The 20,170-nt window shown below is 43.9% G+C and carries 17 protein-coding genes; 4 read left to right on the top strand and 13 right to left on the bottom strand.

Going from position 1 to position 20,170, the window contains the following annotated elements; translation table 11 throughout:
• Positions 1 to 3: 3 nt before the first annotated feature.
• Positions 4 to 756, bottom strand: a complete 753-nt coding sequence (locus tag JEY82_RS14840) for a motility protein A (protein WP_092162348.1) — start codon at positions 754 to 756, stop codon at positions 4 to 6.
• A 102-nt stretch (positions 757 to 858) separates the two neighbouring features.
• Here JEY82_RS14840 and JEY82_RS14845 point away from each other — a divergent pair, with 102 nt between their 5' ends.
• Complete coding sequence (locus tag JEY82_RS14845) at positions 859 to 1,686, top strand: purine-nucleoside phosphorylase (protein ID WP_304086983.1); 828 nt, start codon at positions 859 to 861, stop codon at positions 1,684 to 1,686.
• Positions 1,687 to 1,867: 181 nt separating this feature from the next.
• Complete coding sequence (locus tag JEY82_RS14850) at positions 1,868 to 2,545, top strand: hypothetical protein (protein WP_304086986.1); 678 nt, start codon at positions 1,868 to 1,870, stop codon at positions 2,543 to 2,545.
• An 82-nt stretch (positions 2,546 to 2,627) separates the two neighbouring features.
• Here JEY82_RS14850 and JEY82_RS14855 read toward each other — a convergent pair whose 3' ends face one another.
• The 7 genes from JEY82_RS14855 to JEY82_RS14885 all read right to left on the bottom strand — a co-directional run bounded on the left by JEY82_RS14855 (position 2,628) and on the right by JEY82_RS14885 (position 9,982).
• Positions 2,628 to 3,800 carry a diguanylate cyclase gene (locus JEY82_RS14855; protein WP_304086989.1) on the bottom strand — a complete coding sequence of 391 codons (1,173 nt, stop codon included), beginning with the start codon at positions 3,798 to 3,800 and terminating at the stop codon, positions 2,628 to 2,630.
• A complete protein-coding gene (locus JEY82_RS14860) occupies positions 3,787 to 4,800 on the bottom strand; it encodes a BMP family protein (RefSeq protein ID WP_304086990.1) in 1,014 nt (337 codons plus the stop codon). The genes JEY82_RS14855 and JEY82_RS14860 overlap by 14 nt, the downstream gene beginning before the upstream one ends.
• A gap of 182 nt (positions 4,801 to 4,982) precedes the next feature.
• Entirely contained in the window at positions 4,983 to 5,795 is an 813-nt protein-coding gene (locus JEY82_RS14865) for an ATP-binding protein (RefSeq protein ID WP_304086993.1), read from the bottom strand.
• Positions 5,796 to 5,911: 116 nt separating this feature from the next.
• Entirely contained in the window at positions 5,912 to 7,519 is a 1,608-nt protein-coding gene (gene hcp / locus JEY82_RS14870; RefSeq protein ID WP_304086995.1) for a hydroxylamine reductase, read from the bottom strand.
• A 100-nt stretch (positions 7,520 to 7,619) separates the two neighbouring features.
• Positions 7,620 to 7,814, bottom strand: a complete 195-nt coding sequence (locus tag JEY82_RS14875; RefSeq protein ID WP_304086998.1) for a ferredoxin — start codon at positions 7,812 to 7,814, stop codon at positions 7,620 to 7,622.
• Between the two features lie 153 nt (positions 7,815 to 7,967).
• Positions 7,968 to 9,272, bottom strand: a complete 1,305-nt coding sequence (locus tag JEY82_RS14880) for a 4Fe-4S binding protein (RefSeq protein ID WP_304087001.1) — start codon at positions 9,270 to 9,272, stop codon at positions 7,968 to 7,970.
• Positions 9,273 to 9,358: 86 nt separating this feature from the next.
• Positions 9,359 to 9,982 carry a 4Fe-4S binding protein gene (locus JEY82_RS14885; protein WP_304087004.1) on the bottom strand — a complete coding sequence of 208 codons (624 nt, stop codon included), beginning with the start codon at positions 9,980 to 9,982 and terminating at the stop codon, positions 9,359 to 9,361.
• A 122-nt stretch (positions 9,983 to 10,104) separates the two neighbouring features.
• Between JEY82_RS14885 and JEY82_RS14890 the strand changes: the two genes are divergently transcribed.
• A complete protein-coding gene (locus tag JEY82_RS14890) occupies positions 10,105 to 10,785 on the top strand; it encodes a Crp/Fnr family transcriptional regulator (RefSeq protein ID WP_304087007.1) in 681 nt (226 codons plus the stop codon).
• A 1-nt stretch (position 10,786) separates the two neighbouring features.
• Here JEY82_RS14890 and JEY82_RS14895 read toward each other — a convergent pair whose 3' ends face one another.
• The 5 genes from JEY82_RS14895 to JEY82_RS14915 all read right to left on the bottom strand — a co-directional run bounded on the left by JEY82_RS14895 (position 10,787) and on the right by JEY82_RS14915 (position 17,635).
• Complete coding sequence (locus tag JEY82_RS14895; protein WP_304087009.1) at positions 10,787 to 11,788, bottom strand: chemotaxis protein; 1,002 nt, start codon at positions 11,786 to 11,788, stop codon at positions 10,787 to 10,789.
• 125 nt (positions 11,789 to 11,913) lie between these two features.
• Positions 11,914 to 13,287: a tetratricopeptide repeat-containing glycosyltransferase family protein gene (locus JEY82_RS14900; RefSeq protein WP_304087012.1), complete on the bottom strand. Its 1,374-nt coding sequence runs from the start codon at positions 13,285 to 13,287 to the stop codon at positions 11,914 to 11,916.
• On the bottom strand, positions 13,284 to 14,579 hold the full coding sequence (locus JEY82_RS14905) for an HlyD family type I secretion periplasmic adaptor subunit (protein ID WP_304087015.1): 1,296 nt from the start codon (positions 14,577 to 14,579) through the stop codon (positions 13,284 to 13,286). Before JEY82_RS14905 ends, JEY82_RS14900 begins: the two co-directional genes overlap by 4 nt.
• On the bottom strand, positions 14,576 to 16,276 hold the full coding sequence (locus JEY82_RS14910; protein WP_304087018.1) for an ATP-binding cassette domain-containing protein: 1,701 nt from the start codon (positions 16,274 to 16,276) through the stop codon (positions 14,576 to 14,578). Before JEY82_RS14910 ends, JEY82_RS14905 begins: the two co-directional genes overlap by 4 nt.
• Positions 16,277 to 16,282: 6 nt before the next feature.
• Positions 16,283 to 17,635 carry a TolC family protein gene (locus JEY82_RS14915; protein WP_304087020.1) on the bottom strand — a complete coding sequence of 451 codons (1,353 nt, stop codon included), beginning with the start codon at positions 17,633 to 17,635 and terminating at the stop codon, positions 16,283 to 16,285.
• A gap of 167 nt (positions 17,636 to 17,802) precedes the next feature.
• Here JEY82_RS14915 and JEY82_RS14920 point away from each other — a divergent pair, with 167 nt between their 5' ends.
• A complete protein-coding gene (locus JEY82_RS14920) occupies positions 17,803 to 20,166 on the top strand; it encodes a CHASE2 domain-containing protein (RefSeq protein ID WP_304087023.1) in 2,364 nt (787 codons plus the stop codon).
• The last annotated feature ends 4 nt before the right edge of the window (positions 20,167 to 20,170 follow it).

Consider the following 20,170-nt stretch of genomic DNA (forward strand, 5'->3'; position numbering starts at 1 on the left):
GACTTACTCTCCCGTTCTATCTTTAGGAGCCAGAAAAGAGGACAATTTTTCATAAACAAGTCTGGGATTATTATTTTCAAGGATAGATTTAGCTCCTTCAAAAATAATTTCCAGATGTAATTGTTCTTGAAGAGTTCGGGCTCTAAGTTTGGCGCCGATAGGGATAAAGAGTACGGTTGCTAGAGCCGAACCGTAAAAAGTAGTCAAAATAGCAACGGCCATTGCAGGGCCGATAGATTTCGGATCTTCAAGATTTGAAAGCATCTGCACAAGCCCGATAAGCGTTCCAAGCATACCGAAAGCAGGAGCTAGCCCCGCAAGACGCTTATATACATCGTGTGCTATTTTGTGACGCCTTTTCATAGCGGATATTTCGATTTGAAGAGTCGTGCGGATAAGTTCAGGATCAGCATTATCAGCAATAAGCTGACAGGACTTCCTTAAAACCACATTTTCTGTCTGGACATTCTCAAGAGCGATGAGTCCTTCACGTCTGCTGATTTCAGCAACCTTGACCATAATGTTGACGACTTCATTGACCTTAACTTTTCTTGAAGAAAAGGCCTTGAATCCGGCAATTACGGCTTGGATGACTTCCTCGAAAGGAAACGCAACGCAAATAGAGGCAAGAGTGCCGCCGATAACAATCATCATACCGGGAAGATTGATAAAAACATCAACAGCCCCGCCCATGAAAATTGCACCGATAACAAGAGAAAGCCCGACAAGCATCCCGATTAAAGTGGAAAAATCCATAGAATCCCATTCTCTTTTAAGTTAGTAGTGATCAGGCCGACACGATAAACATGCCCTGCATGCGTCCCTGTAAATCAACCCTAAAACTACGAGTTTGAAACTATGACCTCCCCCGACCTAACAACTTCTATTACCAGTCATATACTAGAAAAGATAGATAATTTTCAAGTTGGAACCACCGGAATAATTCTCGGTTCAGGACTTGGCGAAGCAATCACAAAATTAGACGACGCAATTGAAATTCCATATTCGGAAATCCCCGGCCTTCCGCAATCAACGGTAAAAGGCCATAGCGGGCGCTTAATATATGGTTTTATGAACAAAAAACCCGTTCTCGTTTTCAGCGGCAGATTTCATCTTTATGAAGGTTACACTGCGGCTGAAGCCTGCCTGAGCATCCGCATAATGGGCACCCTCGGAATTAAAAAAGTATTTTTAACCAATGCAGCCGGAGCTATCAACCCCCAATTTGATGCCGGCGACCTGATGCTTATCACTGACCACATTAACTTTACAGGACAATCTCCGCTCACAGGACATAACTATGAAGAATGGGGCTTAAGATTCCCGGATATGAGCAAAGTTTATTGCGAAGAGCTTCGTACCACAGCTCTTGAAGCGGCAAAAGCCGTATCCGTCCGCCTTGAACGGGGTGTATATATTCAGCTTTCAGGCCCAAACCTTGAAACTCCGGCAGAAACCCGCATGTTCAAGCTTTTAGGAGGCGACGCTGTCGGCATGTCTACAGCAATTGAAGCTGTCACAGCCGTTCATATGGGAATGAAAGTAATGGGTATAGCCTGCCTGACCAATAAGAATCTACCTGACTGTATGGCTGAAACAACGCACGAAGGTGTGATCGAACAGGCTTCAAAATCATCTGCGGCCATGTCTGCACTTATCCGTGAAATTATTTCCCGTATTAATTAAATAAGATACCTGCGGAGTCATTAACTCGACCTTTTGATACAGTTTTTGCCATCTTTCAGAATAAATATTTATTTAATACTCTGGCATAACGCATCTTTTACTGCGTGGCATTACCGTTGCATCAAATTGAGCGACAGATTACTCACGCAATATTTATATGTCTGAAAACGGAGAGTTTTTCATGATGGGCAAAAAATTTATCATAATTCTGACAGCTGTTATACTGATGTCCGCTTCTTCTTGTGCAAAACAGCAGCAGGATACTATGAATTATCTTGGGAAAAGGCCCACCACCGGTCCCTTTTTCGCAGAGGACGGAACTCCTTTAATAGAAATTAACTACCGCGCAGGAGACAAGATAGCCGCTCAGCTTGAAGAAATACTTCCTCCCGGATCACCTATTACTGTTATGGTCTTCCGTCTGCGGGGCAGTACCCTACAGACAGATTTTGCGCAGATTTCAACGGAACAGGTGGCATCACGCATAGCTCAGAAAGGATATGCCATTGTTGCCGACAGTTCACGCTTTTCAATGGCAGCAGTAGATGAAGATACAGCGCCTCCTGAAAAATGTATTCTTGCCGGGTCTTACTCTGTAGGGCCTGAAATTATTTATATGACTGCGGCGATTTCAACCGTTGATGATGGTGAAATTATGGGCTCGTGGGACTGGACTGTTCCACTCAATGCCAAGACAAGATCGCTTCTTCCCATTAAAGATGACGGATCCATAGTCCCTCTGGTCAACACTTCCGGCCCGCTGAAAAACTCGGCAGGTTCTCAAAACAACTACCAGCCAAGCTATTCTCCGCAGCAAGGCAACAGGCTTCCGGGATTTGAACAAAATATCCTTGAATAACTTTCAAAACATACAACACAAGAATGCCCTTCACTGTTAATCAGCGAAGGGCATTCTTGTGTTTAAAACTATTCAGAAAATATTAGCGAAGATAAACTACGACCTGATCCCGCCCTTTTCTTTTGGCTTGATACAAAGCATTATCCGCAGCTTCGAGAAGCTGGTCAAGTTGCTCAACACCAGAGTAACTGGTTACCCCGATACTGGTTGTGACCTTTTCACCATGAGCAAAATGCTGACCGGAAATAACTTCCCTGATTTTATTTAATAGCAACTTTGCAGCCTCAATTGATGTCTCAGGCATGACCATAACAAATTCTTCGCCCCCGATCCGGGCAAAAATATCAGTATTTCTAATTCTGCTGCAAACCAGTCTGGAAAATTCCTTCAAGACTTCGTCTCCGACTCCATGTCCGTAGGTATCATTGATAGCCTTGAAATAGTCTAAATCAAAAATTGCAATTGATAATGGATGCTTATAACGCTTACTTAAATGCATAATTTTTTTAATTTCAGCCGAAAATCCGTGCCTGTTAGGAAGACCGGTAAGCTCATCAGTCACCGCCATTTCCTTCATAACATTAAAGTTATCATTAAGCTTGCTGCGCATACTATCCAATGTCTTGCCGAGCAGAGACAATTCGTCTTTGCCACGCCAGTCACACTCAATCCCGAGTTCACCTTTCGATAAAAGATCAGCTTGTCTTGTCAGCCGTCTAAGAGGCTTTAATATTTTATAATATATTGCTGGAACAACAAGCAGTAGAGCACTTAAAAACATAGAAGAAAATAAAATAATAATACGATTGCGAGCTTCTTCAATTCGGGGAATTATCCAGCCGTTATCCACTTCAACCTGAACATAGCCCAGAACTTCATCGTCTTTTACAACTGTTTCCCGCATAGAGAAAGAATCAAATTGATGATCGGGAATTTGCTTGGAAACCCGCAAAAGATAAAGATCAAAAAGTTCAGAAAAAACTTCGATACTGACTATACGCTCATCTTTTAACAGAACACCGGCAATATTGCGGACCCCTTCCGGCGAAAAGGATAACATTGCATCCTCAGTGCTCACCACGAGAGTTTTAAGGGTTTCGCGATGAAACTCGCTTAACTCGTCTTCTAACTTTATTCGCTCCTGACCAAGGGTTATAACCATACCCGCAGTTATGGGAATGAGCAGCCCAAGCAGCAAAACACATACCAGATACAGGGCTACGCTATGAAGTTTTATAGCTCTATTTATCAACATGGACGGAACACTTCAAATCCTCAGTATACTCGTGAACAGAAATTGATCCAAGAACAATGTCTTTCTTTATTACCTCAATACGTGCGCGCATTTCAGGAGTAACCAAAGATTTATTATTCTCGTCAAACACAATCCCCACTGCGCCCTGCTCAAGACCAAGCCGCTTAAAATTATCTCGCCAAACCCCTCTTTTAGCGAGCATCAAGGCTGCAAAAACTACTTTGTCAGTACGTTTAATCATGGAAGTCAGCACGCTGCCGGGATGAAGGCTATTCTGATTTACATCCACGCCGATGCCAAGCTTACCGCGGGCCGCGACCGCCTCCAGTACTGCCGGACCTGCTCCTCCAGCTACCTGATATATTACATCAGCTCCCTTATCCATCATCCTGTTAGCCAAAGCGGATGTGGCATTCCCGTCAAACCATGATCCAGTGTAACTCCCGATAAAACTTTTTAGAACGGTTATCTGGGGATCAACATATTTTGCTCCCTGAACATATCCGCACCAAAAACGCCGCAGAAAAGGGATATCCGCAACTGAAACAAAACCTATTTTTTTACTCTTTGATGCCATGGCCGCCAAAGCTCCGGCCAGAAATGAACCTTCATGCTCCGCCAAAACAAAAGAAAACATATTCGGCTCATCATAAACCGTATCGAGTACAATAAATCTAGTCCCCGGATAATTACGAACAAAATTAACCAAGTTAGCAAATTGATTGCCATAAGGTAGAAACACCGGGGAGTAGCCCTCATTCACATACTGCTTGACACTTTTATAATAATCCGCCGCATCCACACTGCTAACAACTTCAGTGCAATTCAGCCCGGTCTTTTTCGAAAATTTTTTAACACCCTCGTGAATGGAAACATTAAATGAATTGTTCTCAATACTACCCTGATAAATAACCACTGGCTTAAAGTTATCAGCATGAGCACAAACGGCCTGCGTGAAACAGACAGCAAATAAAATAAATAAAACATAAAAGTTACGCATCAGCACTATTTCACACTCCTTGCTTTACTAATATGCACTACAATCAAAAAGCAATAAACCTTTAAAACCGGAAAAACGTCCTCGAAAATAATTTTCGAGGACGATTCATAATTACTCATTTAAGCTTTTGGTTATTTTGCTTAAGTAATACCAGCTAGCAAGTATTAAAAATTCTCCAATTGCTAGAGAAGAACCGGCTGAACTAGGTCTCCCTTGAAAATAATCTCACCCGTGCGGGCTACAATAATTTTTTCAGCGGGGATATTCGCACCTGAATTTTTAAGAGCCTTTGCAACAATCTTGCTCATATTCGAACAACAAGGAACTTCCATTTCAAGAAGAGTAATGGACTTCAAACCTGCTGTTGCAAAAATTGCGGTGAGCCTTTCGATATAAAGTTCGACATCATCAAACTTCGGACACCCCATGAGCACTTTGCGACCCGGCAGAAATCTTTCATGATATCCGGGCATGGAAACAGCAACACAATCTGCGGTGAGCAAAAGGTCTGCGCCTTTAAGGAACGGAGCATCAGGTGGGACAAGTCTAAGCTGAACAGGCCAGTGAGTAAGGTGTGACGGACCTGCTTCACCTTCGATATCAGCCGAAATATTGGCCTTCTGACACGGAGTAAATTCTTCTAATTTTGATCCACCGCAACCGCAACCTGATTTAGGAGCAACTTTCGCAGCAGGATTATCCAATCTCAAACTTTCAGGAGAAGGCATATGCTCCGGCACCGCCCTTCCCTGCTTTGTAAGGAGTTCCCGTACAGCATCAGGATCAAAATCTTCGGTCTCAACGTCCCTTACGGTAAGAGCTCCGGTGGGACACTCGCCCAGACAGGCTCCGAGACCGTCACAATACTTCTCGGCAACCAAACGGGCCTTGCCGTCAATAATTTGCAACGCGCCTTCTTCACAGCCCGGAACACATTCTCCGCAACCGTTACAGAGTTCTTCGTCTATATGGATGAGCTTTCTTGTAACCTTCATAATTTTCTCCTGAAACCTGAAAAACTGATAAATTTTTGTTTATGTTACGGCGGAGAAAGAAATTCTTTCTCCGCCGTTTTAATTGAGTCTGTAATTAATTCTAATCGTTATACAATCTAGCCGAGAATAGCCTTGAGATCTTCATCAGGAGTGCTGATAGGCATAATGTTGAAATTCTCAACAAGGAAGTTCAGCACGTTCGGTGTGATGAAAGCAGGAAGACTAGGCCCGATGCGGATGTCCTTGATTCCGAGGTGGAGCAAGGTCAAAAGAATGGAGACAGCTTTCTGCTCGTACCATGAAAGGATAAAGGATAATGGAAGCTCGTTCACGCCGCATTCGAATGCGCCGGCAAGAGCGACCGCAATCTGAACTGCGGAATAAGCATCATTACACTGTCCGATATCAAGCAAGCGAGGAATTCCACCGATATCGCCGAGTTTTTTGTCGAAGAAACGGAATTTACCGCAAGCAAGGGTAAGGATAATAGTATCTTCAGGAGCTTTTTCAACGAACTCAGTGTAGTAGTTACGACCTGGTTTAGCACCGTCACAGCCACCGACGAGGAAGAAGTGGCGGATATCGCCAGCTTTAACAGCGTCGATAACTTTGTCAGCTACGCCGAGAACTGCGTTTCTTGCGAATCCGCAAAGGACAGTTCCTTTATCGGTATCAGCAGGGAAACCGGGAAGTTCTTTTGCCTTAGCAATAACTTCACTGAAGTCACCGTTAAGAACATGAGTCACTCCAGGCCATCCGACAAGACCAGTGGTGTAAATATCACCAATGTACTTTTCAGAAGGTTTCTGGATGCAGTTAGTTGTCATAAGGATTGAACCCGGGAATTCAGCAAATTCTTTCAACTGATTCTGCCATGCGGTTCCGTAGTGACCGTAAAAATGGCTGAACTTCTTAAGCTCAGGGTATCCGTGACAAGGAAGCATTTCACCATGGGTGTAAACGTTGATTCCTGTGCCTTCAGTCTGCTCAAGAATAGCGCGAAGATCTTTCAGATCGTGACCTGAAACAAGGATCGCCTTTCCAGCTTTTGCGCCGAGAGGCACTTCAGTAGGAACCGGATGACCATAAGTTCCGGTGTTACCGGCATCCAGAAGTTCCATTGCTCTAAGGTTGACTTCACCGCACTTCATACAGAGACCGACAAGCTCTTCCATGCCGAGAGGCTTAAGGGAAGCAGCAAGAGCTTCGTGAAGGAATGCGTATACAGCCGGATCCTGCTGACCGAGAATGGCAGCGTGATCAACGTATGCTGCGACGCCTTTAAGACCGTATATAAGAATCTGCTTTAGTGAACGCAGATCTGGATTTTCATCAAATGAATTTACAGAGAAAGCTTCGCCCTGCTTGCTGAGTTCAGCAGCAGTAGCACCGACTTTAGTAACTCCGCCGCAAGAACATCCGCCCTTGAGCTTGCCTGCCAGTTCGTCTCTTGCTGCTGCAACATTCTTAACGATAGGAATAAATCTTTCGTCATCAAAGTTTACATTAGTAAGAGTTGAAAAAACGGCTTCGGCAGTAAGGAGGTTCACAGCTGAAGGAATTTCAATACCTTCTTCGCGAGCGGCAACTGCTACGGTTCCAAGCTCTGCAAGAACATGAATCAAAAGATCCTGAATTGCAGAAGTTTCATCAGTTTTTCCGCATACACCTTTAACGGTGCATCCTGTGCCTTTGGCTGTCTGTTCACACTGATTGCAAAACATAATTTTTCTCCTTTTCAGGTAAGTTGTTTTCCTATTCGTTGATTGCAGAATAGGGAGGAACTCGAAGGATGTATTTGATCCAAGTCAAAACTACTTTTTTTTAATCATCTTCCCAAATTATGCAGTTCGCAGGACACAAATCCATAATCTCTTCAACCTTTGCTTCATCAACATCCTCTGGGTTATACACCTGAGGTAAATCGGCAGGCCCCATGGTAAAAACTTCTGGAAACTCTTCCGCACAAGCTTCGCAGCCAATACACGCATCAATATCAATAGCTACGGTACGACTCATAATTCGCTCCTTTTGATCCGTCGGAGAGAACCGACAATTCAATATTACCCATATCACATACACACAGTAGATAATACTATTTTTGAACATTTATTTATCTGTTATCTATAAACTCAAACACATAAACTAATCGTTATAAATAATAGTTACTATTTACATTCTTGCAACACCAAGAAATAAACTATGCAAAGAAATAACTAAAACAAGGAAAATTTTGCGGGATAAATTGGAAGAAACGAATGGAAGTTTATATCCCATGCAACCGCTGGAACATGAAGAAACGCAGTCTCCGCAAAGGGTGCAGGAAAGCCCCGGATGACCGGATTCAAGATCCTCTTTGCGTAACGCTCCGTATCTGCAAACCTTACTGCACTTACCACATTGATTACAATCTGATGAAATTTTCATTCTCCAAGGTGACAGCCTGCCTAGAAGGTTTGCAATGATTCCCATGGGGCAAAAAGCTGTACAATGTACCATCATCCCGATCTTGCGGGAAAAAATAAGCATCACAAAAATTCCAATTAAACCGAATCCTGCCGCCACTAAAACAGCGATAGAACCCGAAATACCTAGAACATTAAGACCCCAGGCAATGGCCACCACAAAAATTAATAGAATCAAACGCATCCATATAAGAGCATGAGGGAAATTGGCCGCCGGACGTTTACCGCTGACGCGACTGCTTTGATCGTCCCAAGCCCCGATATAACAAAGATGACTGCACCAAGCAGGACCGACAAGAAGGACTGATACCGTGAAAAGAATCGGCATAAAAAAACCGCTTCCTCGAAATACTGGACCGGCAACAATGAGAGCCGGAATCGGAAGATGCAGATTGCCCGTCATCAAAAATTGATCGAATCCGGCAAGTCCCAGCATCAGCTGAAGGAAGAACACAATTGAAAAAAAAGCCCATATCCGTGGACGGATCTTCTTCGCTCCATCCGGCAAAAACATTTTTCCGCCTATCCACGCCGCATAGGCAGATAAAATGAAAATCTCGGCTCTGCCCCATCCCGGAAAAAATCTGTCCACTAATAAAACAGGGAAAGGAGCCTTGCTGCGAACCGTTTCCAGTAACAAAGCGGTAATCAGGAAAAGAGCGGTTTTATACCACATTTTATCAGAATCGCGATGGAACCATTTTCTTCCCGCAAGGGTTACAGGAAAAGCCGCGGAAAAAAGTGTAACAGCAAAGACAGCTCCCATAATCGCGGCAAGACGTATCCAATCTACGCCAAGACCTATACGCATATTGATAAGATCAGATCCTTTAACAAGCCATAGAAAAGCTCCACCACCAAGAACGACAGTCGTAAGAAGGCCCGTCCAGCGTTCCTTGGTCATAGTGAGTATCAAACATCCCACAAAGGACACCGCAAGCCCCATATCGCCGCCACGCACGCTATGGGCCGCAAGTAATAAATATGAGATAGTTATCAGAATAATGCCCAAAATAACTCCTTCTTCAATACACACTATACACTTCTAGATACGACTATAAAAAATAAGATCACAATCCTGTTTATACCTTATACAAACTAATCCTGTAACAATTTATCATATCCGACCTTATCCATAATCTGCCCGAATCGTTTGCCCGTTTCATAATTTTCCATCCAGAGTTTAAGACTCCTAGAAATTATAAGAAGCACTTCGGCACTACTGTAAATTCCCGGCAATTCAGATCCTAAACGTGGATGCCGACCAAGGCGACCACCGGCAACAACTCGCCAGCCCTTTCTGGAACATGAAATTACCTCAACCGGACAGGCGCGTGCACAAAAACCACAATCCAGACATTTTTCGCGAGTAATAATAACTTTGCCGTCGATAAATTGCATTGCATCGTCCGGACAATTCGTCACACATTCACCGCAACCGATACATCCTTCATGATCAATAACCGGAACACATGCGCGGATAAGTCCGATGTCGGAAATATGCGGACGTGAACAACCATTCGGACAAGCTCCGGCATTAACGCTGAAAACCTTATGACGCGAGATATCATCTCCAAACTGCGTTTTAAGAAATTCCGGCCAGCCGGACTCTATTACGGTTTTCTCAATTCTATCAGCAAAACTCTCTTCAACGAAAAGAGCAAAGCGGCATTCTCCGCCTTTGATGCCTCGGCAAATATTTATGATTGCGGATTTCTCCATAGTCAAACCTCTCCTGCTCATGATATCAGGCTGTTTAATTAATTAATAATAGAAAAAAAGATAACATAGTCTGACTTGAGTCAAAAAGTCAGACCCTAAAGCCCACAATAAGGCGACTTGTAATGAAAAATACACATAATCTTGGTCAAATCAATCTGTTTGCAGGCCTTTCCGAAAGCCAGTTAGAAAAACTGGACAGCATAGCCATCCCTCGAAAACTCGTTCGCGGTGAACAAATCTTTTTAATGGGACAAGAAGCCAGCGGCTTTTATAGTGTCGAAGATGGTAGAATTAAAATTTACCGGGAATCACTTTCGGGCAAGGAACAGATCATACATATTTTCGGCTGTGGTGAAATTTTCGGCGAAGTTCCGGTTTTTCAAGGAACAAGCTATCCTGCAAGCGCAGTAACTCTTGAAGATTCTACAGTTCTATATTTTTCACGTGAGAGATTTGAAAAGATAATAAAAGAAGACCCCAGCCTTGCAATGAGTATGCTGGCCCTTCTTTCAGGCAGGTTGAGACAAATGGTCAATCAAGTAGCCGCGCTTAGTCTGGAAGAAGTTCCCGGCAGGCTGGCAAGCTACCTGCTGTTGCTGAAAAACACCCAGAAATCTAACATTTTGGAACTGGATCTGCAAAAAGGACAGATAGCCGCATACCTAGGTACAATACAAGAAACCCTGTCACGCATTTTTAAAAAAATGAGCGAGCAGGGATTAATCAAAGTCGACAAAAAAACTGTCGAAATTATAGATGAAGCTTCTTTGGAACTTATTGCGAGCGGTGAGGAGCAGCTTTAGATCAGCGGTTAGACTCCATCATGGTATTTGCGTCTTCCCATGCCTGTGCAACAAGACTCGCAATCTGAGGCTTAGAGTACTGCCTGTCTGCGCCGACAGACTCGCCCTTATGCAGCAACTCATCTGTGATGAGAGATGAAAATAAAAATACGGTCAAATCTTTTAAAATAGGGTCACCCTTAATTCTGCGTGTCACGGCATGACCATCCATCCCCGGCATTTCAATATCTGAAACAACAAGCTGGATAAAATCGGTAATAGGTTTACCGGACTGTTCAGCTTTTTCTTTAAATATCAAAAGAGCATCCCACAGATCTTTCCCGTTAACAAAGGCGTCCACGGAGAATCCGCCTTTCTCCAAAGCCTGCGTTACCAGATTTCGCATAGAGCGGGAGTCATCAGCGCACACTGCCTTAAAAAAGACTTCATCAACTTCCGCGACGTCAAGCAAAGCTTCGTCGCTGTTGGCTGGACTTAAATCATCCAAAGCCTGTTCAAGGTCGAGAACCTGAAGAATACGATCTGGATCAGTAAGCTTAACTGTTCCGATAATTGTACCTTCAGCATATTTGACCATATTGCCTTGCAGGGATTCAAGCTCTTCCCAGCTTATACGATGAATTCTGTTAACGCCTGAAACCAGAAAAGCGCTGGTTACGTTATTAAATTCAGTGATAAGCACCATACGATTTTCACCGCGCACTCTATCCATTCTCAGCCAGCCGCTAAGATCGATAAGAGGGATAACAGAACCCATAAATTCAAACATACCCAGAACAAGAATATTACTTGAATCTATTTTACCGGTAGTTGTTTTTTTGATGTCTGCGTCTTTACGGCCAGAAAAATTTTTTAAATCAACTTCTTTAACAATCTTCTTAACTTTAGCGACATTCAACCCAAAGGACCAACGCTTTCGTTTATCGCCACGACCTTCATCGAGATATAATTCAAGAATTTCTACTTCGTTAGTTCCAGACTTCAATAGGATCTTGCTTGACATTTATTATGACCCCGCTCGTTATAAACTCATCACAACCTAGCTATAAAAACAATATATGAATGGTAGTTATTACAGCTAGGCGGTTCCGTCTAGTACTGTTTTTCAATGAAAACATTAACACCGTGCTATTCGCTCATTTTGAGAACCAAAGACGCCAGCATTTCCTTAAACACAGGTCCCCAATCACCCGGATTTTCCTGCCTGAATAAAGTCATGGACGGATACCATGGAGAATCTGCACGTTTACGCATCCATCTCCAGTCTGGATTATAAGGAAGCGCTACCCATACCGGAATTCCAAGAGCTCCCGACAGATGTGCAACAGACGTATCAACAGTTATGACAAGATCAAGCTGTCCTAAAACCTTAGCTGTATCTCCAAAATCTTCACAGCCCGACGCAAGCTCACGAACGAGAAAGCCACATGCTGATTTTTCCCTCTGAGCAGCTTCATCACCCTTTTGCAGAGAATAAAGCATTACACCGGGAATTCTGGAAAAAATAAGAAAATTTTCTATATCAACAGAACGGTTATGGTCATTTTTGTGAGTCGGTTTTCCAGCCCATACAATCCCCACCTTGAACTTAGTTCCCGGCGGCACATGCACAGGAAAACCCGACCCGGCAGGAGGGACAAGATATGGACACTTCGAAGGAATACTATCCATGTCATGCTTCATAATCCGTGGAAGACTTAGCAACGGAGCCTGAACATCAAAATCAGGCAACCTGTCACCGGCGCTTACTATCTTTTCAAGTCCTTCAAGCCCTTTCAGCAGAGATACAAGCTCTTTCTGGCATTCAAGAATGACCTCTCCACCACCCTTGGCAACCTCGGCAACGTATCTGCAAAAATTAAGCGTATCGCCGAATCCCTGCTCACTATATAAAAATATCCTGCGTCCATTAAGCGGTGAACCGTCCCACAACGGCTGCTTAAAATGACGCTCATTTAACTCATTACGATACCATCTATATTCATAAGCCTCAAAACCTTGAATAAAATCACCTCTTGAAAGCAGGGCAAGTGCTCTATCCCAATTTATTCTGACATCATCCGGCTTTGATTTTAAACAAAAATCAAATATTTGAATCGCTTCATCAATCTTACCCATATCCTGTAAAACAAGCCCTAGATTGTAGTAAGCATCAATGAATTTTCTATCTAATTTAAACGCCTTACGGTGACAGTATACAGCCTCTTTCAACTGCCCCAGTCTGCGCAGAACATTCCCGAGATTTGTCCAGCAACCAGAAGAATCAGGATCTACAGCAAGTGCTCTGCGATAACATTCTTCGGCAGCCCTGATTTTACCCTGACTACGTAAAAGAACTCCCAGATTTGATAAGATAACCGGCTCATCCGGTGAATAGGAAAGGGCCATTGCATAAAAATTCAGAGCATCATCATAAAGCTTAGCCGAGTGCATTTTCACAGCTTCTTCAAAAGCTTTGCGCCCGTTTTCGGGTAAAGAGTCCAGCCAATCTTCCCTGCTCATCGCTCCCTCATGGCGTAACTCATCGATCCCATGAACGGTTCCAAAATGTATTCCAGAACAGTGCGTGTTCCGATATGAATTCCGGCAACAACCTGAATCCCCGGGAAAAGTCTGTAAAAATTACCGTCGTGCTCAAAACTATCTTTATCAGTTTCAATACGGACCCGGTAATACATAGCCCCTCTTTTAGTTGTATCCGCATCAGGACTGATATTAATCACTTTCCCATCAAGATTACCGAATCTTGCGGCATCACGGGAAGCAAGCTTAACAACCGCCTTCTGTCCGTCTTTTACATATCCGATATCACTTATAGGAAGGCGGGCTTCAATCACGAGTTTATCTCCGGCGGGTACTATATCCATAATTGTCGACCCCGCCCTGACAACCTCCCCGGCGCTCATAACATATAAAGTTTTAATAACTCCATTTACCGGAGACCTTATAACTGTTCGTTTTAAATTATCCTGAAATTTTCTAATGCGCTGTGAAAACTCTTCAAGTTCACGACGATCTTCCTGCATTTCTTCTCTGACAGAGGCATAGTATGAATTGGTAATTTCATTAATATCCGCCTGCGCCTGAATCAGTGCAGAACGAGCTTTCGCAAGCTTCGCTACATCCTCATCGATTGAGCTTTTTAATGAAGATTCTTCTTTAAGAAACCCTAAATGTTTATAGCGGGAAGTAAGCCCTTCATCTAGTAACCCGCTGCTTATAGCTATCTGCTCACGCAAAAGTCTAAGACTGATCACGGCGTTTCGCTGGCGGGAAGCAATCTGTTTTATGTCTTGTTCACGCTGAATAATTTTTTCTCTTTCTGATTGCAGATCATTCTTAATCCGCTCTTTTCTAGTCTGAAAAAGCTTAAGGGAGCGCTCTATAAGTTTAGGGTAATTCTCAAAAATGTCTTTGGGATAATTAGGTTTATCAAAACCTTTATCTTCCGCTTCAAGCCTAGCAATATTAACCCGCAGGGTTTTCACTCGCACATCAAGTTCTTCCACACTGGAATCACTGGCTGTAGCTTCAAGCTCCATCAACTCCTGTCCTTTTGAAACAGACTGACCTTCACGGGCGCTGATTTTTAATACGATTCCACCCTCAAGGTGCTGAACGAGCTTAAGGCGGGAACTGGGAATAACCTCACCTTCCGCCTGACTCACTATATCAAGCTGAAACAAACAGGCCCAGCCGAAAAACCCCAAACACATAAGAACACAAATAAAGAGAAAAAAATGACTCGCGGCTTGAACTTCACCGGATGTCTGCGGTGCATTGTTATTGATCATTTTGATTCTCCACCGCTCTCGGTACAACACCCCTGACTTTTCTTATCTTTCGCTGGATATAAAATTGTCGGCACAGGCTTACTGCTCAGATCAATCAAAACATCGGACCGTTCAGCAAGGCGCACGTCCTGAGTTACAATAATCAAAGTTTTCTTAGCTTTTACAAGAGATTGAATCACCATATCCATGATCCGAAGACCTTCTGGATCGAATCCTTCGGTCGGCTCATCCAGAATACATATAGCCCCTTGAACAGCTAAAGCTCTGGCCAGAGCAAGTCTGCGCCGTATGCCCACTGCAAGCTCCTGCCCGCCGTTTATAACCTGAGCTTCAAGACCTTGCACACTGGTATCAAGATATCTTTTCAGACCTGAGGCTTCGACAATCCTTAAAACTCGTTCATCGTCGATATCAGGACAATTCAAACAAATATTTTCTTTAATTGTAGCATTTAAAAAACGTGGTTCCTGCGGAAGATACATCACCTGACTTCTCCACCACGGGGCGGCAAGCTGACGCAAATCAACTCCTCCGGCAAGAATCTGTCCCCTGCCGGGATCAATAAGTCCCAGTAGCAATCTAACCAAAGTAGTTTTTCCGGAACCGTTATGCCCGGTAATTACGACGATATCTCCACCCTTGATATCAACTGAAAGTCTTTCGAAAAGCGGTCCAGTGGAACCGGGATAAGCAAAACCGAGATCTTTTATTTCAATGCTTCCCTGATATTTTTGCAGAACGGTTCCAGTCGAAGATTCAAGCGGCTGACTCATAAACTCGCGTAAAGAAATCATCATGGTTGAAGCCTGATCAAGCATATTGCGTGACTTCATAAATGAAGCTGAAACAGAAAGAGCTTTTCCAGAAAGGATCGATGCACCGATAAGCCCCCCCATACTGAGCGAACCCGCAACAACTTCACGCGCCCCCACAGCATAAACAAAAACACGAAGAAGCATACCTAATGTTTGCAACACGGCCTGCGCCCTTGTTCCGCTCTGAACCATATCACGCTTAATCTCTTGAAGTTTATCAACCTGACTGTCCAAGACTTTTGAAAGAAGTCCAATTCCTCCGAAAGCTCTGACCGTATCTGCTCCGGCGATTGCATTGGAAAGATGCCCGCGATGAGACACGGACTCATTCCGCATATTATCCATCAACTTTTTTCCGCGACGCATACTGAGCCAGCCGGAAAGACATGTGCATAAAACAGCCAGTATAGTAATGATTGCAATGGCGGGACTGAGAAAAAAAACGGCGCCCACAAAAAGAAGGAAAAACGGCATATCAAGAACAGAACATATAACAGAGGCGTCATAGCCGGACTGGACAACCTGAATACCGTTCATAAGCTCATGAATACGGGCAGGAGGAATGCGGCCCAGAGTATTCATTTTCGCACGGGCAAGGCATGTTAAAACAGCATCGGCAAGCGCTCTGTCAGGACCGACATTCACAGCAGAAGCCATGCGGACGCGCACGACAGTAAAGGCATGACTTAAAAATCCGGCAATAAGCATTCCGGAAGTGAGAGTGATAAGAGTTCCGTCAAAGCCATACCCGACATAACGGTTAAGAACCTGTATGACAAAAATAGGTGAGGCAAGCGAAAGAATGTTTATAAAAAATGAAGCGAGAGAAATCTCAAACGCAATAAATGGAACGAGTGACAGTCTGCGAAGCAATTCTCTCATATTCGACTACTCAAAAACTTCGATGTCTATCATCCCCATCTGGTAAAGCAGTCTGTATGCAAAAATTATGTTATCAATATCAGCAGTTACACTTGCACTTGTAGCAGTACTATAATCCCGTTCACCGACCAGAATATCGAGAAGCTCCACCTGTTCTCCGGTAGCCCTTTTTTTCTTAATCAGTTCAAGAAACTCTGCGGTAATATTGGCCTGAGTTCTATAAAGTTCAGCATTCTTACGAAGTGTCATAAGCTCAAGCCATGCGTTTCTGACATTCTCTTCAACCGTGCGTCTCACATCAAGAGTCTGTTTGCGTATTTCACGCAGATTGGCTTTTGCAGACTGAGCACCCTGATATTCACTGATGCCGGAAAAACCGGTATAACTGACCTGAAAAGTTGCTTTGTTTTCCATTCTTACGCCGCTTGCGCCCTGATCCTGTTCTCTTCTTTTGCCTTCAACGACAAATTCAAATTTCGGGAACAGAGTAGCTTCCTGAATATCGACATCGCTGGAAGAAGCTTCTTTAGTGTATTTAAGTTGAAGAAGCTGAGGATTCTGCTCATAAGCCTGAGCAATAGCATCATCAATAGAGGCAGGCATATAACCTGAAGGCATTGCCACAGGGACCATTTTATTTATTTCATCAGAGGTGATGGGATATCCGAAAACTGACCTAAAACGGTTGCGTGCAATCTGAAGCTGTCTCTCCACTGTAACTCTGTAAGACATGGCTCCTGCGAGCTGAGCTTTAATCTGAAGTTCTTTATATGACAGCCCCGCACCGCGCTGAACGAGTGTTTCTTCCATTCCGGAAAGACGCTTCATACTCTCTTCTGACTGAATTGCGTATTTTAGCATTTCTCTTGAACGGATAAGCCCGAGATACGCATCAACACCCTGAATAATCAACTCCTGCTTCGTCTGGTCAAGCACTGCTTTATATTCATTAAGAACAGCTTCTGCCCGGGTGACTCCTCCGGTTGCTCCGCCAAAATCGTAAAGCAACTGAGTAGCTTTAATCTTTTCTTCGTTTCTACCTTTATCCGTGCCGCCGCCGGGCTTATCAATCTCTTCACGCCCGCCTTCAACAGAAGCATCCACTTTCGGAGTCCAGCCGGACCAGCTCTGCGAAACGAGATGTTCCGCCGACTCTACGCGAGCTTCGGCAGCTTTAATCCTGTCATGAGTGGAAAGGAGGTCTTTTAAAATTTTGGCGAGATAAGGCTTCCCGTCAACCTGACCGGGGTTCATTGCACTCATTCCTTCGGACATCGCAGGCTGGGCGGCAACCTCTCCAACCGAAGCGAATAAAAGAAAAAACACCACAAACATTACAGGCAAACGAACAGGTCTCATGACAACTCCCCGAAAAAAGTAAATATAATAAGGCATTATACACAATCAACTAAATTATTACTTTCTATATACATAAATATGATTGAAAAATCCAGAGAACTAGGTGTATCTATCGTTATATATATTGGACTTTTCAACAAATAAATCAACCTTTTTTAATTTAATATATGCTAAAAACTATCAAAAAAATTTTCGGCTCAGATACCCTGCTCTTGTTCATAACAGGCATGGTTGCTTCGCTCATAGTTGCGGCCCTCTATATTTTCAGGCCGCCTATACTCCAATTTGTTGACTATAAAATATATGACGAGTTCATGCGCCAAAGCCCCGTAGGTGAAAAAACAGACATCCCGGCAATTGTCGATATTGATGATGAAAGTCTTGCGGAACTTGGACAGTGGCCTTGGCCTCGTTACAGAATGGCATTATTGCTTGCAAAAATTAAACAGGCCGGAGCTCTTTCAACAGGACTGGATATACTCCTTGCCGAACCGGACAGAACATCTCCCCAGACAATCCAGAAAAGCCTCCGCAACGAACTCGGGGTTACTGTTAATTTCAAAGGTCTCCCCGCGGGACTGATGGACAATGATCGAGTTCTTGCCGATGTTCTCTCGCAGGGCAAATATGTGCTTGGTTTTTATTTTGATTTTCAAAAAGATGAAAACGATCAGCCAGTGCCTTCTACTGAGTGCTTTATAAAACCTCTTTCCATAGCACAGATAAAAACTGAGGATTCCCCCCCCTTAGATAAGTTTACCCGCGACGCTTTAAGCGCCATATGCCCTCTACCAATACTGACAAAAGCTTCCCCCTTATGCGGATTTTACAACTCCATCACGGACTTTGACGGCGTGGTCAGACGAGTTCCGCTAGTCATCTCATGGGAGGGAAAACAATATCCCAGTCTGGCGCTTGCAACACTCATGAAAGCGATGAACAGAAAAAGCGTTATCGCAAAAACTACAAGATATGGTTTTGAATCCATCAGACTTGGAAAAACTGTCATTCCAGTTGATGCAAACGGGCAGATGCTGGTCCGCTATCGTGGCGGTACAAATGAATTTCCATATTACAGTGCTCGTGACATACTGAGCGGGAAAGTCGGAGAAAAAGAACTTAAAGGTAAAATAATACTTATGGGCACCTCCGCAGCAGGACTGCGGGATCTGCGGGTTACTCCTTATACATCCAATTACCCCGGAGTTGAGGTTCATGCGACTGTCATCGACAACATTATTACTAAAGATTTCCTGCTCCGCCCCGACTGGATTCCCGGACTCGGGCTTGTCATTGTACTAGCCGCAGGTATTCTAACAACCATACTCCTAACATGGACACGCTCTCTTCTGATAGTCCTGCCTATCGCCGGGATGGGTATTGCTATCGTTGCAGGAGCGTTATTTGTTTTTAAAACATATAACGCATTCCTTACTCCCACCTACGCTTTGATTACATTAAGCCTCAATTTTACGATGCTCACCTTAATCAAATTCTGGCGGGAAGAAGGACAGAAAAAATTCTTACAGGCGACATTCTCCTCATACCTTGCGCCGGAACTTATTGATGAAATGTTTTCAAGACGCGAAATGCCGGAGCTTGGCGGCGAAGCAAAAACAATCACCGCCTACTTTACCGATATTCAAAGTTTCTCCACTTTTTCCGAAAAGCTGACCGCAACACAGCTGGTAGAACTTCTCAACGAATACCTCTCGGTAATGACTGACATCCTTATTGAGAACAAAGGAACCCTAGATAAATACGAAGGGGATGCGATTATCGCCTTTTTCGGAGCACCTATAGATGTTCCAGATAATGCGCTGCGAGCTTGCCGCGTTGCTGTTGCCATGCAAAAGGCCAACAACGACCTGAGGGATAAATGGAGTCGGGAAAAACAAATACCCGGTGAACCGAATCGAAACACTAAAGGATTCCCGGATGATCAATGGGCTCCAGATGAAAAATGGCCGAAAGTCGTCCATAATATGCGAACCAGAATAGGCGTGAACACGGGCGAAATAGTAGTAGGAAATATGGGTAGTGCCATGCGCATGAACTATACCATGATGGGCGATGCTGTTAACCTTGCCGCCCGCTTGGAAGAAGGCGCAAAACAGTTCGGTATATTCAACGCAGTCAGTCATTTTACGCTCGAAATGGATGCCGAAGATGAAAACGGTAATCCCTGCAAAGTTATGGATTTAGTCGAAGCAAGGATGGTCGATAATATTCAGGTAGTAGGGAAAAGCGAGCCGGTAAGAATCTATGAATTGGTAGCCATGAAAGGCGGCCTTACCGAAGAAGAAAAGATTCTGTTCGACCTGTTCAGCAAAGCGCGTGAACATTACGTCAACACTGAATGGGATAAGGCTATCGAACTATACAAAGAAGCTGAAAAGTACGAAAGATTCACGGATACAAAAGTAACGCCATCCGAAGTGTTCCGCAAAAGAGCGGAAGAATTTAAAATAAATCCGCCTGTACCAGCCGGAGAGACTTGGGATGGGGTTTATCGGATGACTAAGAAGTAGGGGG

Source organism: Maridesulfovibrio ferrireducens (assembly GCF_016342405.1).
Classification (GTDB): domain Bacteria; phylum Desulfobacterota; class Desulfovibrionia; order Desulfovibrionales; family Desulfovibrionaceae; genus Maridesulfovibrio; species Maridesulfovibrio ferrireducens_A.